The organism is Mycobacterium sp. AMU20-3851, assembly GCF_043974665.1.
Lineage (GTDB): Bacteria > Actinomycetota > Actinomycetes > Mycobacteriales > Mycobacteriaceae > Mycobacterium.
In genome coordinates, this window is the sequence record NZ_CP146371.1 from 5,379,230 (window position 1) to 5,392,901 (window position 13,672).

The following is a 13,672-nucleotide window of genomic DNA, read 5'->3' on the forward strand; positions in this document are numbered from 1 at the left end:
CTCCGGCGACATGCAGCCGTTCTGGTGGATGGGCGTCGATCCCGCCCCACCGACAGGAGGTTTCACCATGAAAATCGTTGTGATCGGGGGTACCGGCCTGATCGGATCCCAGGTGGTGCAGGTGCTGGCCGAGCACGGCCATGAGGCCGTCGCCGCCGCGCCCGCCACCGGGGTGAACACCCTCACCGGCGAAGGACTCGACGACGCGCTGGCCGGTGCCGGGGCGGTCGTCGATGTGTCGAATTCACCGTCCTTCACCGATGACGCGGCGATGGAGTTCTTCCGCACCGCCACGACCAATCTGCTGGCCGCCGGGGTGGCCGCGGGCGTCGGCCATCATGTGGCGCTGTCGGTGGTGGGGACCGACCGGCTGGCCGCCGACAGTGGGTACTTCCGCGCCAAGCTGGCACAGGAAACCCTGATCCGGGCGAGCGGGCTGCCGTACACGATCGTGCGGGCGACGCAGTTCTTCGAGTTCGTCCGGGGCATCGCCGATGCCGCGACCGAGGGCGACCTGGTCCGGTTGGCACCGGTGCAGTTCCAGCCGATCGCCTCGGCCGACGTCGCCGAGGCGGTGGCCATCGCGGCCCTCGGCAACCCGGTGAACGGTATGGCCGATGTCGCAGGGCCGCAACGCTATCGGCTCGACGAACTGATCCGGACCGCGCTCACCGCGCGCGGCGACCAGCGGACCGTGGTGGCCGATCCGCAATCGCGGTACTGGGGGGCGCACCTGCAGGACGACACCCTGGTGCCCGGTCCCGGAGCGACGCTGTTCGGCACGCAGTTCGAGGAGTGGCTACTCGCCGCGAGCGCTCATCCCTTGAAGTAGACGATCTGGTGACTGGTGGCCAGCAACGCGCCGTCGGTCGCCCAGAGTTGGGCGGACTGGTCGAAGTGGCCGGCCGAGAACTGCTGGGCCTGTGCCCGCGCCAGCACGTGGTCCGATCCCTGGGCGGCCAGGGTGTCGGTGTCGGCGTGGAAGTACACAGTGAACGAGATGGTGCCGGCGGGCATCCACCGCCCGAGTCGCCGGAACACCCGCGGGTAGAACACGTCGCAGGCGGCGGCCAGCGCAGCGAAATCCCAAGGCCGGGCCGGATTGTCGCGCAACCACAACAGGGTTTCCGAGGAAGCGGACTCGCCGTCGGCCTCGGTTGGGATGCCGCCCGCGACGTAGCGCATGTCGTAGTTGTTCATCCAGGTGGGCCCGGGGCCACCGGCGGGCACGTCCTCGGGTGCCGGTGCGGAGGGCCGGACCAGTTCGGTGTCACCCCAGGTGTCGCGCCGGATACCGAAGACCGCCGTCGCGGTGGTCTTGACCTCACCGTCCTGGCTGAGTTCGACATACCAGTGCTGGTTGGTGCGGTTGGTGCGGACCGCCCGCGCCGTGATGTCGAAGGGGCCGTCGACGATGGGGGCCAGGTAGTTCGCGGTCAACGCGACCGGCAGGCCGTGTACGTCGGGCTGCAGTTCGATGGCCCGCACCAGGGCTGCCGCGGTGATGCCGCCGAACGGCCCGACCATGTTGGCCCACTCCGGCACGGTGCGCCCGCGCAGCACCCCGTCCCCGGTGCGCTCCAATGCGATTCCGTTGTCGAGCACAGTCATCGGCGTTCCTTTACGCTTCGTCATCCAGTTCTTCGTTCAGTTGGGCGATGGCGCCGTCGACCAGGGTGCGCAGCACATCGTCGGAGCTCGCATCGCTGAGCCACATGGCAGGGACATCGGTGCGGTTGAGCATCGCGACCCCGTGCAGGGCGGTGGACAACGCCGCGGCGATACGTCCCGCACCCGGATGCGTTCCCGGGCGTTGCCGACAGTGCGCCAAGGCGGCGGTGAGCACCCCGAGTGCCTCGCGCGCGGACGGGGACGGCCCGGCGGTCTGAGTCATCAACGCGTAGCGCATCGGGTGGCGCTGCGCGAACGCCACGTAGACCTGGCAGCCGCGGTGCAACCGGTCGCGGGCCGAATCCTACGCAGGCGCCTCGGCACGGATGTCGGCGACCACCTGCTGCCAGCTCTGTTCGGCGATGGCCGACAGAATGGCGTCCCGGTGCTCGAAATGGGCGTAGATCGCGGGCGCGGAGATCCCTGCCGCACAGGCTATTCCCCGCAAGGTGAGATCGGATTCGCGGTCTGCGGCGTCCAGCAGCTCACAGGCGGCGGTCAGGATCTCGGCGCGCAGCAGCGCACCCGATCCCCGCGCATTGCGTTTCCGCACCGGACTGCCCACCGGTGGAACTTAACATACGTAAATAAACAGCCGTAAAGTCAATGCCACCCCGGCTACTTGAACCTGCCAACGAAGGCCCGCAACGGCAGGTCGGCACTGGTGAGCAGCCCCGGGGGTGCGGCGACCACCGACCGGATGGCATTCAGCGCGGGCAGCCCGGTCACCGTCATCCCGATCGAGGCGAAACTGGCCGGGTCCGACAGATCCACGCCGGGCTTGGGAAAGATCATGTGCTTGTTGTAGACGCACGGATCACCCTGGATCTGAGTTATGTAGCAGCCCTTGATATCCCAGCTCGGGTCGGTGTGCGGGGTCATCTGCCATTCCAGATGGGTCTCGATCTTGGGCACACCGGCGACCATGCCCTGATACTTGATGTAGCTGCCCCCGAGCGAGCCCTTGGGCAGCTGGTACCAGCCCAGGTCGACGTCCTTGGTGGTGGCCCCGAGTTCATAGCTGAACTTCACCTCGTCGAGCTGCACGTCGAAACAGTCGGCCATCAGGAGCACGCTGTCGGCGAACACCCGGGTGTAGCGCTCCAGCATGTCCGGTAGCCGCGGGTTGTCCACCGGAAGTCCGTAGCCGACCTCCTTCCAGGTGTCTGCGGAGTGGTGGCAGGACACATCCACCGATTCGATCGTGGTGACGTTCTCGATCTCGGCCACATCCGCCGAACACACCACGCCCAGAATCTGATTCAGGCCGGGATTCATTCCGGTGCCGTAGAACGTCGCGCCGCCCTTGGCGGCGGCCTCGGCAAGCACCTCGCTGACCGGACGCCCGGAGGGATGCGGGTGATTGGTGTCGCGGTGCCAGCCGGTGATCCAGTCGGCAGTTGTCACGATGTTGATACCGGCTTCGAGCACCTTGACGTAGAGATCCTCATCGGGGAAGACCCCGTGGAATGTCAGCACATCGGGCCTGGCCGCGATGATCTCGTCGACCGAACCGGTCGCGATGACGCCGTTGGGTGCCAGTCCGGCGATCTCGCCGGCGTCGCGGCCCACTTTCTCGGGGCTGTAGCAGTGCAGTCCGATCAGTTCCAGATCGGGATGTGCGGCGATCCGTTTGATCATCTCGGTGCCCACGTTGCCGGTGGCAACCTGGAAGATGCGGGTCGGGTTGCTGGTCATAGGGTGTCGGCCTTCCTCACGCGTGCCAGGTCTGCGGCACTGCCACCGAGACCATCGGGATAGAACTGCATGGCCCACTTGCGAATCGCGGTGAACCCCTCGTACTCGGCGGTGGCCAGCGCGGGTGGATCCGAATAGCGCTGGTGTGACCAGATGTGGATGTCCTGGGTGAACTGCCGGATGACCTCCTCGCCGAACTCGCGGGCCCGGTCCTCGGTGCGCTGGTCGTCGCGGCCCGGGGTGCGGCCGATGTAGACCATGAACCGGACATCGGAGGTGGACTCGTCGACCGGGGTGACCGCCGAGATGGTTCGGTTGTCGACCATGCCCCAACTCTTGGTGACGGCGATGCCGAGTCCACCATTGATCGCCTCGACCCCGCTGTTCACGTCGTCGATGGACTGGCCGTCGTCACCCTCGAAGGTGATGGTGAAGTCGACATAGGACACCGGTTGCGCGAAGTCGTGCCGGGTGAACACCGGAACGATCGGGGTCTGGTGCACGAACTTGAAATGGGCGAAGTCCACCCCGTTTTCGAGCACGTACTGCGGGTGCAACTCCAGTCCCCGACGGAAGAGGCGCTGCTGCGGGTAGTAGTCGTTGGCGGTGCGCTCACCGAAGTCCGCGAAGATGTCGGGGGCGTCGAAGAACGGTTCGCGGCCCAGCACGTCGTGCCAGATGTAGACCGAGGAATTGCGCTCCACTACGGGGTAGGTGCGCATCCGGCGCCCGCGGTTGGGTCGCTCCTGGTACGGGATGCAGACGTTGCGGCCCTCATGGCTCCACTGCCATCCGTGGAACGGGCACTGCAGCACCTCGCCTTCGACGTGTCCGCCATAGCCGAGGTGCGCGCCGAGGTGCTCGCAGTAGGCGTTCATCACCGTCAATCGGCCGGACTGCGCGCGCCAGGCGACCATCTCCTCGCCGAAGTACGTCATCCGATGAACGTCGCCGGCGCCGATCTCGTCCGACCAGGCCACCTGGAACCAGCCCGTCGGCTTCATCGACAGCGGTGGCTTTGCCATGGCGCTCAGAATCACAGAGGGTTCTATCAAAGTCAATAGTCGCGTAGCATCGCCCGCGTGAGCGAAGCCGTGGTGCCCGTCCCCAGCGGTCGCCGCGCCAATCGCCGGGGGCAGGCCACCCGCGAGAGCATGCTCGATGCCGCGTTGCGGGCGTTGGCATCCGGAGCCCCGGGGTCGGTCTCGGGCAACCGCATCGCCAAGGACGCCGGCGCCACCTGGGGCACGGTCAAGTACCAGTTCGGCGATATCGACGGGCTGTGGGCCGCGGTGCTGCGCCACACCGCCCAGCGCCGGGGCGCGATGCCGTCGCACGCCGCACCGCACGGCGCACTGAGCCGGCGAGTGGCCGCGATCCTCGACGTCATGTACGACGGCCTCGACACCACCGACTCGCGGGCCATCGAGAACCTGCGTGCCGCGCTCCCCCGCGACCGCGCCGAACTCGAACAACACTTCCCGCAGACCGCCGCCGAGCTGGCGTCCTGGCAGAAGACGTGGATCACCGATTGCCAGAACGCCTTTGCCGACCTCGACGTGGATCCGGCACGGGTTCGGGAAGTGGCCCTGTTCATCCCGGGAGCGATGCGCGGCATCACCTCCGAACGTCAACTCGGGTCCTATATCGACCTCGACGAGGCACGGCGCGCGCTGTCCAACGCGATCGTCGCGTACCTGCAGAATTCCGGGCCGGCGCATCGCGCGAGTTAGGGACTTCCGGCCCTACTCACCGGTGCCGGGCAGGCACAGAATTGGGTCATGGCAACAACTTCGCCCACCTTGGCACCGCTGAAGATCATCGAGGACGCGATCGAGCTCGCCTGCCGCGCCCCGTCGTATCACAACAGCCAGCCGTGGCGGTGGATCATCTCCCGCGAGGGCGTGCAGCTGTGGATCGACGCCGACCGGCTGGTGGCCACCGACAGCAGTGGCCGGCAAGCCGTGATCAGTTGTGGCGCAGCGCTCGACCACTTCCGGGTCGCTGCGGCTGCGGCGGGCCTGGATGCCCGGGTGCAGCGCTATCCCAATCCGAACGATCACCATCACCTGGCCACCATCACCTTCGGGGCACCGGTCGCCGTCGCCGAGGGGCACAAGCGCCGCGCCGATGCCATCCTGTCGCGGCGCACCGACCGGCTGCCGATGTCGGCACCGGAGAACTGGGACTCGTTCGAGTTGTTGCTCCGACAGACCCTCGGCCCCGATGCCGCGGTTGACGTCATCTCCCCCACCGACCGGCCGACCGTCGCCGACGCCTCCCAGCTCACCGATGCCCTGCGTCTCTACGATGCCGCCTACCATCACGAGATCGACTGGTGGACATCGCCGTTCGAGGTCACCGACGGGATCCCGCACAGCTCGCTGGTTTCGGCTGCCGAGGCCGATCGAGTGGATGTGGGGCGGTCGTTCCCGGTCACCCAGAACCGGGAACGCCGGCGGACCGTCGCCGAGGACACCGCCCAGCTCGTGGTGATCTCCGCATTGGGGGACACCCGGGCCGATCTGCTGCGGTGCGGTGAAGCGCTCTCGGCCCTGCTGCTGGACGCCACCATGGCCGGTCTCGCGTCGTGCACCCTGAGCCACCTCACCGAGGTGCAGGCCAGCCGCGACATCGTCGGCGCCCTGGTCGACCGGCCCTACCCGCAGGTCGTGGTCCGCATCGGCCGCGTCCCGGAACTCGACGAGGTGCCGCCCCCCACACCGCGCCGCTCGCTGCCTGACGTACTGCGGGTCAAGGTCTGAGCGGAGCTCCCAGACCGGCGATCAGCTGCTGCAACTGGGCACCAACCCGGTCCAGCGGCTCGGTGCTGCGCTCGGCCCGGCTCATCGCCACCGCGCCCTCCACCGCGGCGATGACCAGCGTCGCGGTGCCGGTCGCCGTGCCGTGCTCCACGCCGGTGGCGCGCAACGCTCGGGCGATCTGTGTCGACCAGGCACTGAACGCGAACACGGCGGCATCCCGCGGCGCCGTGTCATCGCCCGGCAGATCCTCCACCGCAACGGCCAGCACCGGACATCCGCGCCGAAAGTCGCCGTCCAGCAGGATGTTCCGCCACATGTCGAGAAGGTCGCGGACGACGGTGGCCGGCCCCTCGGCCGCTGACCGGGCGAGCACCTCGGCGGTCTGCTCATCGGCCCAGCGCACCGCCTCGGCCGCCAGCTGCGTTTTCCCGCCGGGGAAGTAGTGGTACACCGAGCCCAGCGGCGCACCGGCGTGCTTGGCCACGTCGCGCACACCGGTCGCGTTCAACCCGCGGGTGCCCAGCATGTCTGCCGCGCCCGCCACCATCCGCTGCCGGGCATTGTCGTTCGGCTGCACCCGCCCACCTCCTATGACAGTCGTCATAATAGGCGACCAGCTGCGGTTATTACGATCGTTATAAGCGGCGTGGCGGAAATGAACGAGACCTGGACCACATACTTGCGACATTTCGTGTCAGGCCCGGCCACGACGGGTAGTCGGACGGGGAGCGCTTCTGGCGCTGGGAACGACAGCACACACCAGACAGCACGAAATACAAGGGGACATCGTCATGACCGACACCACCACACTGATCACCAATTTGCGTACCGTCCTGGAACTCACCAGCACGGAGATCCAGATTGCCGAGGTGCGGACCGGACAGGCCCGTACGGAGGCGGTCCGCGAGGAACTCGCGCAGAATGCGGAGAACGCCCGCACGCGCGCCGCGTTGATCGAGGCGACCATCCGCGACCTCGGGGGCTCCCCCGACATCATCGGACCGTTCCTGGGCCGCGCCGCCGCCACCGTCAAGGCACTCACCGAGCAGGCCGAGCCGTTCGCCGAAGCCCTGCTGGGCGACCTGGCGCTGGAGCACCAGCTCGTCGACCGCGCCCGCTACCTGAAGTCACTGGCCGTCGCGGGCGGGTACCGGGAGGTCGCCGATCTTGCCGATTCGCTGATCGAGGCACACAGCGCGACCGTGCTGTGGCTGACCACCATCCTGGCTGAAGAGGCACTCGGTGGTCCGGCGGCCCTGCGCCGCACCCCGATTCAGGCCGCCGCCGGCGCCGCCGTCAAGATCGCCAATCTGCCCGGCATCCTGGCGACCCGCGCCGTCGATCGACTGTTGACCACGGTTCGCGCGACCCGTCCGGCCGTCGACGACGCGCTGGCCCGCGGCGGGCACGCCGGCGAGATCGCCGCCAAGACGCTGTCCGCCTCCCGCGACGCCGCGCTGTCGGCCGCGGAGAAGGTGAGCCGCCGCGAGGGCGCCGACGACGTCGCCGACGCGCTGCACACCCTGCGCGGGAACGCCGGGGTCCTGGAGTCCGACGAACTGCCGATCACCGGCTACGACGACCTCAACGTCAACGATGCGGTGGCCGCCGTGAAGGAATTGACCGAGCCGGCCGACATCCGGGTGATCATCGCCTACGAAGAGTTCCACAAGAACCGCCAGCGCGTGGTGTCCGCGGCACAGTCGCGGCTGAGCGCCATCGCCCAGGAGATCGTCGGGATCAGCTAGCCCGAACCGTCGACTCGGCGAGTAACCTACGGTACCGTAACCTACGGAACCGTAGGTTACTTGCTGTGAAGGGAGTCGCATCATGACGGATGTCCAGACCGGCCTGCTACACGAGTTGGAACCCATCGTCGAGCAGAACCTCGAGCGCCATCTCGGAATGGCCAAACCCTGGGAGCCACACGACTACGTCCCGTGGAGCCGCGGAAGGGACTTCGCTTTCCTGGGCGGGGAAGACTGGCAACCGGAGGACTCCCCGCTCGACCCGGTCGCCAAGGCCGCACTCACGGTCAACCTGCTCACGGAGGACAACCTGCCCTCCTATCACCGTGAGATCGCCACCCGATTCGGGCGCGATGGCGCGTGGGGCACCTGGGTCGGCCAGTGGACGGCCGAGGAGGGCCGGCACAGCATCGCACTGCGCGACTACCTGGTGGTCACCCGCGGGGTGGACCCGTCCAAGCTGGAGGCGCTGCGGATGGCGCACACCATCGCCGGATACGACTCCGGGGACAAGACACCGCTGGCCGCACTGGCCTATGTATCGTTCCAGGAGCTCGCCACCCGGGTGTCGCACCGCAACACCGGGCGCGCCTCCGGCTGCCCCATCGCCGATCAACTGCTCGCCCGGATCGCCGCGGACGAGAACCTGCACATGGTCTTCTACCGCAACCTGATGGCGGCCGCGCTGGACATCGCGCCCGACGCCGCGATGGCGGCAATCCGCGACGAGGTCGTCGGTTTCGCCATGCCGGGCGCCGGGATGGCCGACTTCCGGGAGAACTCGATCCTGATCGCCAAGGCCGGCATCTACGACCTGCGCATCCACCACGACGACGTGCTGCAACCGGTGCTGCGCTTCTGGCGGATCTTCGAACGCACCGATTTCGGCCCGGACGGCGAACGGGCCCGCACCGAGCTCGCCCAGTTCCTCGACGCCGTCGACGAGCGCGCCCGGTTCTACGAAGACAAGGCGGCCCAGCGCGCGGTCAGCGCACCGGTCTGATATGGGGAGCTGATTGTCAAGGGGCAGGGTGAAGCGGCGGCCGTAACCGTCGCTACGGCCGCCGCTTCGTTGGCCAGGTAAGTGCTTGGTGGTGTCGAGCGTGTCATGTCGACGCGTTGTCAGTCTGATATGCGCGGGTTGGTTACCGCAGGACGGGACTTTCGAGTCGGAGTTGACCGCCATCTAGCATCGAGCGTGATCACGTTGTCGGAAAACGCGATTGCTCATAGACCGCTCGTGGGTCACTCCAAGACGCTGCCGTCTCCACCAAGCATTCCGACCTGGACGTTCATGGGTGACTACTCGTCGAGTACCGCCAGTGACCAGCACCAGCCGGCCAGTTCGCGGGCCACGGCCATGTTGGCGACCACGGAACGTTTCTTTCGTTGATCGAAATGGGCCCACCGCTGATGCAGCCGCCGGTTGGCAGCCTGGCCACGCGCCTTGGCGGCCGGCGAGGCCAGCTCCCAGCGGCGCCGCAACACCGTTCCAGGCCGATAAGGGGCCCGGTGGTGCCAGGCCGCCTCGACCAGCAGGCGCCGGGCGTGTCCATTGCCAGTCTTGGTCACCGCGCCCTGGGCCCGGCTCGCGCCAGAGGAGTGTTCCGAGGGAACCAGGCCCAGGTAGGCGCCGATCGTTCGCCCGGTCAACCGGTGCCAATCCCCGATCTCGGTGGCCAGTCCGAACGCGGTCAGCGTGGCGATCCCCCGTAGGCAGCCCAGCCGTCGCACCACCGGGGTGAACTCACTGTCAGCTGCCATCGCCTCGATCGCCGCCTCGAGACGTTCACGACGGTCTACGCAGGCGGCCATGGCGTCGAAGGATGCGTCGTAGGTCAACTGCAATGCCGGACTGCCGAAGCGCTGCCGGCGCAGCCACAACTCGTGCCGCATGGTCCAGGCCTTCCCGTCGTAGTAGACGATTCCCTGGCGCAGAAGCAGTTTGGAGATCCGATGTCGCGCGGTCATCAGATCGCCGCGGCAGTCCTCCCGAGCCCGCACCAGATCGCGGGCCGCTTCCTGGCTGGCTGTGGGGACCGTGACAGCGGTGATTTGACCCAGATGCAGCAACCGCGCCAGATGCGCGGCATCGCGAGCATCGGTCTTGACCCGGTCCCCAGCCGGACGGATCAACTTCGACGGCGCAGCAACCTGACACTCAATGTTGGCCATCTCCAACGCTCGGGCCAGACCAAACCCCGTCGGGCCGGCCTCATAGGTCACCGCCACCGGGCCCGGCAAGTCCGCAATCCAACCCAGGATCTCGCGGTGATCCGGCGTCAACCGCCGTTCCGTGATTTCACCGGTTTCGCGGTCCAACCCGCACGCAACCACCGAACGTGCGTGCACATCCAAACCAACACTCGTACGCTGAGCTACCACTGGGGCCTCCTACATCTGTGGCTCTACCGGCCAGGACCCAATTCCTGTCGGCAACCCACGTTCACATGCAGTGAGGCCCCAGCCTCCCCATACCGTCTAGCGGGCACGCAAGCCGGCCGCCGCGTGCCGGACGGCCGCACCCACCCCGCTCACCAGGGCGCTGTCCAGCTTCCAGCTCTGCCAAAACAGCGGCACATCGAGATGGGCGTCGGCGACCCGCACGAAGTCCGCGGTGACCAACTGTTCGGGGTACATACCCCAGCCCAGCCCGGCGCGCACCGCGGCGCCGAAGCCTTCCGCGGTGGGCACATAATGCACCGGTCGGTCGATCGGGCGCCGGAAGACCTTGCGAACCAGATTGTCCTGCAACGCATCATCGAGGTTCCACGCCAGTGACGGAGCGGCGGCCACCGCCGGAGCGGTGAACCCGTCGGGCAGGTGCGCACGCACATACTGTGCGGTGGCCACCGGGACGTAGCGCATCACCCCGAGCGGCTGCACCCGGCAACCCGGCACCGCGGTCCGTTCGGTGGTCACCGCGCCCATCACCGCGCCCTCGCGCAGCAGCCGAGCCGAATGATCCTGATCCTCGATGCGGATGTCGAGCAGCACCGCTGGAAGTCGCGCGAGGACGGTGTGGAACCAGGTGGCCATCGAATCGGCGTTGACCGCGATCGCGATGCGGGTCCGGTCGGTCGAACCGCCCGCCGTCTCGGCCAGCGCCTCGGCCTCCAGCATCTCCGTCTGGGCCGCCAACCGCAGCAGCGGAACTCCGGCCGCGGTTGCCCGGCACGGCTTTTCACGGACCACCAGCACCTGGCCGACCCGTTGTTCCAGGGCCTTGATCCGTTGACTGATCGCCGACGGAGTGACATGCAGACGCTCGGCCGCGGCATCGAAGCTGCCCAGCTCGATGACCGCGGCGAAGGCAGCCAGTTGCTGCCCGTCCAGCTTCATGCGCCCAGGCTAAACCAGACGACGGGTCGCACAGGCTACCGTTGCATCAACGGTAGCCATTTCAGCAGAGAAGGAAATCCATGACGCGCACCGCAGCGACGCCCTTTCTCACCCGGCGTGGCGACGAGTTGGTCCCCAACCCGATCGCGCACGGCGGCTGGGGACCCACCCTCGGCGGCCAGGTGGTCGGCGGACTGCTCGCCCGCGCCATCGAGACCCAGGTCGACGCGGAGGCCGAGGGCGCCACCCTGCACCCGGCCCGGCTGACGGTGGAGATCCTGCGCCGGGTGGCGACCGAACCCCTGCGGGTCGATGCCACGGTGGTGCGCGCCGGCGGCCGGATGCGGTCGGTGGATGCCGCCATGACCCAGGACGGCGTCCTCGTTGCGCGCGCCTCGGCGCTCTACCTGCGCCGCAGCACCCAACCCGACGGCGAGTTCTGGAGCACCCCGGTCGAGCTTCCACCGATCCCGGAGGAACCCGAACAGATCGACGACACGATACCGATGTTCATCCGTGCCTACGGCGCCGCCGGCGACTCCAACGGTCTCGAATTCCCTTGGCAGCAGGCGGGTCCGCGGTACGCCTGGATCCGCGAGTTCCGGGACCTGGTGGACGGCGAGGAGCTGACACCGTTCATCCGGGCGGCGATGGCCGTCGACGTCACCAGTTCGATGACCAACTTCAGCACCTCCGGCCTGGCGTTCATCAACGCCGACTACACGCTGGCGCTGAGCCGGCTACCGGACGGGCCGTACATCGGCCTCGCGGCGTTGACCCACACCAGCGCCGACGGTGTGGCCACCGGATCCGCCGGACTGTTCGATCACCTCGGTCCGATCGGTTCCGGGCTGTCCACCGCGATCACCAACGCCAATTTCGACCCGAAGGGCAAATACCAGCGTCCGTCCTAGGCCGGTGGTGGGAAGCCACCGGTGGCCACGGGACCCCAGCTGCGGGGAGTGATGCGCAACAGGCACTTCCGCTGGTCGACCATGGCCTGGCGGTACTCGTCCCAGTCCGGGTGCTCCCCGGCGACCGAGCGGAAATAGTCCACCAGCGGTTCCACCGCATCGGGCAGGTCGATGCGTTCGGCGTCACCGTCGACCTGGACATAGGGGCCGTGGAACTCGTCGGACAGTACCGTCACGCTGGCCCGCGCATTGCGGCTGATGTTCACCGATTTGGCGCGCTGCGGGTAGCTGGCGATGACCAGCCGGCCCTGGTCATCGACCCCGCCGGTGACCGGGGAACTCTGCAGCGACCCGTCGGCGCGGAAGGTGGTGAGCACCATCCGGTGCCGCGGACGAACGAACTCCAGCAGCTCATCGAGGGATACCTTGTCGGCGGTCGCGTACCGGGGGGACATGTACTCGATCTTAGGCGCGCACGCGACCTTTGACCCGGGGCAGGACCACCCGCGCTACTTCACGATGAGCTTGCGCTGTGAGGCCATCGTGAAGACCGCGGCGACGATGATCACCAGACCCTTGATGATGGTCTGGGTGTAGTCGGCGGCGCCGATCTGGTTGAGCCCGTTGGACAGCACGGTCAGGATCAGCACGCCCAGCACGGTGCGCCCGACTCCGCCGACACCGCCGGACAGCGCGGTGCCGCCGATCACGATCGCCGCGATGGAATCCAGCAGGATGGTCGAGCCCAATGAGGGCCCGGCAGCGCCCAACTGGGCGGTCAGCAGCAGTCCGGCCAGCCCGGCGGTGATGCCGGACAGGATCAGGATCAACACCTTGACCCGGCGGGTGCGCACACCGGCCAGTTCGACGACCCGCTCGTTGCCACCGACGGCATAGACATACAGGCCCAGCCGGGTACGCCGGGCGAAGAACCACACCACCAGGAAGGCGGCCAGCGCGATCAGCGCGGCGTTCTGCACATTCGGGATGAACTGTCCGATCGCGAGGTCGCGGACCGCCTGGTTGGTGAAGTTGATGGTGCTGCCCTGCAGGATGGACAGCCCGATGCCGGCGAACAGCGACAGGGTGCCCAGGGTGGCGATGAACGACGGCACCCGGCCGTAGGCGAACACCACCCCGTTGATCAGCCCGATCAGCGCACCCACCGCAATCGCGATGAGCAGCACCACGATCGGGTTGCCGAAGCCCGTGTTGATCGACAGAGCGACCACCGCCCCGGTGAGCAGGGCGATGGACCCGACCGACAGGTCGACGCTCCCGGCGATGATCACCAGCGTCGCTCCGAGGGAGGCCAGCAACAGGATGCCGGCCTGCCCGCTGATCAGGGTGAGGTTGGCCGCGGACAGGAACGCCTCGGCACGCACCGAGAAGAACACGAACAGGGCCAGCAGCGCTGCCAGCGGAAGCAGGTCGCGCACGACGTTGAGTCGGCCGAACAGGGACCCGCGTGCCGCGGGCCGCTCGGTGGGCGCGTCGGGAGTGGGTGCGGGAAGTGTCAATTCAGCGGTCATGG

General features: G+C 67.8%; 16 protein-coding genes. 6 read left to right on the forward strand and 10 right to left on the reverse strand.

The features are described 5' to 3' along the window. The first annotated feature begins 67 nt into the window (after positions 1–67). Entirely contained in the window at positions 68–832 is a 765-nt protein-coding gene (locus V4U86_RS25775; protein WP_395308683.1) for an SDR family oxidoreductase, read from the forward strand. On the opposite strand, the gene V4U86_RS25780 is transcribed toward V4U86_RS25775, so the two are convergent. The 5 genes from V4U86_RS25780 to V4U86_RS25800 all read right to left on the reverse strand — a co-directional run bounded on the left by V4U86_RS25780 (position 817) and on the right by V4U86_RS25800 (position 4,394). Then, positions 817–1,611, reverse strand: coding sequence for an acyl-CoA thioesterase (locus V4U86_RS25780; RefSeq protein WP_395308684.1), 795 nt, complete (start codon positions 1,609–1,611; stop codon positions 817–819). The two genes, V4U86_RS25775 and V4U86_RS25780, sit on opposite strands and share 16 nt — an antisense overlap. 10 nt (positions 1,612–1,621) lie before the next feature. After that, a complete protein-coding gene (locus tag V4U86_RS25785; protein ID WP_395312214.1) occupies positions 1,622–1,909 on the reverse strand; it encodes a hypothetical protein in 288 nt (95 codons plus the stop codon). A gap of 66 nt (positions 1,910–1,975) precedes the next feature. Continuing rightward, positions 1,976–2,236, reverse strand: a complete 261-nt coding sequence (locus V4U86_RS25790; RefSeq protein ID WP_395308685.1) for a TetR/AcrR family transcriptional regulator — start codon at positions 2,234–2,236, stop codon at positions 1,976–1,978. 53 nt (positions 2,237–2,289) lie between these two features. Further along, on the reverse strand, positions 2,290–3,369 hold the full coding sequence (locus V4U86_RS25795) for an NAD(P)H-dependent amine dehydrogenase family protein (RefSeq protein ID WP_395308686.1): 1,080 nt from the start codon (positions 3,367–3,369) through the stop codon (positions 2,290–2,292). After that, on the reverse strand, positions 3,366–4,394 hold the full coding sequence (locus V4U86_RS25800) for a Rieske 2Fe-2S domain-containing protein (RefSeq protein ID WP_395308687.1): 1,029 nt from the start codon (positions 4,392–4,394) through the stop codon (positions 3,366–3,368). The genes V4U86_RS25795 and V4U86_RS25800 overlap by 4 nt, the downstream gene beginning before the upstream one ends. Positions 4,395–4,523: 129 nt before the next feature. Between V4U86_RS25800 and V4U86_RS25805 the strand changes: the two genes are divergently transcribed. Together V4U86_RS25805 and V4U86_RS25810 are read left to right on the forward strand one after the other, a co-directional pair. Continuing rightward, complete coding sequence (locus V4U86_RS25805; RefSeq protein WP_395312215.1) at positions 4,524–5,102, forward strand: TetR/AcrR family transcriptional regulator; 579 nt, start codon at positions 4,524–4,526, stop codon at positions 5,100–5,102. 48 nt (positions 5,103–5,150) lie between these two features. After that, positions 5,151–6,134 carry an Acg family FMN-binding oxidoreductase gene (locus tag V4U86_RS25810; protein WP_395308688.1) on the forward strand — a complete coding sequence of 328 codons (984 nt, stop codon included), beginning with the start codon at positions 5,151–5,153 and terminating at the stop codon, positions 6,132–6,134. Here V4U86_RS25810 and V4U86_RS25815 read toward each other — a convergent pair. Next, positions 6,124–6,711, reverse strand: a complete 588-nt coding sequence (locus V4U86_RS25815) for a TetR/AcrR family transcriptional regulator (RefSeq protein ID WP_395308689.1) — start codon at positions 6,709–6,711, stop codon at positions 6,124–6,126. The two genes, V4U86_RS25810 and V4U86_RS25815, sit on opposite strands and share 11 nt — an antisense overlap. Before the next feature lie 214 nt (positions 6,712–6,925). On the opposite strand from V4U86_RS25815, the gene V4U86_RS25820 reads away from it, so the two are divergent. Together V4U86_RS25820 and V4U86_RS25825 are read left to right on the forward strand one after the other, a co-directional pair. Beyond that, positions 6,926–7,882: a ferritin-like domain-containing protein gene (locus V4U86_RS25820; RefSeq protein ID WP_395308690.1), complete on the forward strand. Its 957-nt coding sequence runs from the start codon at positions 6,926–6,928 to the stop codon at positions 7,880–7,882. A gap of 82 nt (positions 7,883–7,964) precedes the next feature. Further along, the gene (locus tag V4U86_RS25825; protein ID WP_395308691.1) at positions 7,965–8,885 is read left to right on the forward strand and encodes an acyl-ACP desaturase; all 921 of its coding nucleotides are present in this window, start codon (positions 7,965–7,967) and stop codon (positions 8,883–8,885) included. Between the two features lie 299 nt (positions 8,886–9,184). On the opposite strand, the gene V4U86_RS25830 is transcribed toward V4U86_RS25825, so the two are convergent. Both V4U86_RS25830 and V4U86_RS25835 read right to left on the reverse strand, forming a co-directional pair. Continuing rightward, entirely contained in the window at positions 9,185–10,267 is a 1,083-nt protein-coding gene (locus V4U86_RS25830) for an IS110 family transposase (RefSeq protein ID WP_395308692.1), read from the reverse strand. A 96-nt stretch (positions 10,268–10,363) separates the two neighbouring features. After that, positions 10,364–11,224 (reverse strand): LysR family transcriptional regulator ArgP, encoded by an 861-nt coding sequence (locus V4U86_RS25835; RefSeq protein WP_395308693.1) that lies wholly within the window; start codon positions 11,222–11,224, stop codon positions 10,364–10,366. Between the two features lie 80 nt (positions 11,225–11,304). Here V4U86_RS25835 and V4U86_RS25840 point away from each other — a divergent pair, with 80 nt between their 5' ends. Then, positions 11,305–12,138, forward strand: a complete 834-nt coding sequence (locus V4U86_RS25840) for an acyl-CoA thioesterase domain-containing protein (protein ID WP_395308694.1) — start codon at positions 11,305–11,307, stop codon at positions 12,136–12,138. On the opposite strand, the gene V4U86_RS25845 is transcribed toward V4U86_RS25840, so the two are convergent. Then, positions 12,135–12,593, reverse strand: coding sequence for a PPOX class F420-dependent oxidoreductase (locus V4U86_RS25845; protein ID WP_395308695.1), 459 nt, complete (start codon positions 12,591–12,593; stop codon positions 12,135–12,137). The two genes, V4U86_RS25840 and V4U86_RS25845, sit on opposite strands and share 4 nt — an antisense overlap. 54 nt (positions 12,594–12,647) lie before the next feature. Beyond that, the gene (locus V4U86_RS25850) at positions 12,648–13,670 is read right to left on the reverse strand and encodes an ABC transporter permease (RefSeq protein ID WP_395308696.1); all 1,023 of its coding nucleotides are present in this window, start codon (positions 13,668–13,670) and stop codon (positions 12,648–12,650) included. Between the last annotated feature and the right edge of the window lie 2 nt (positions 13,671–13,672).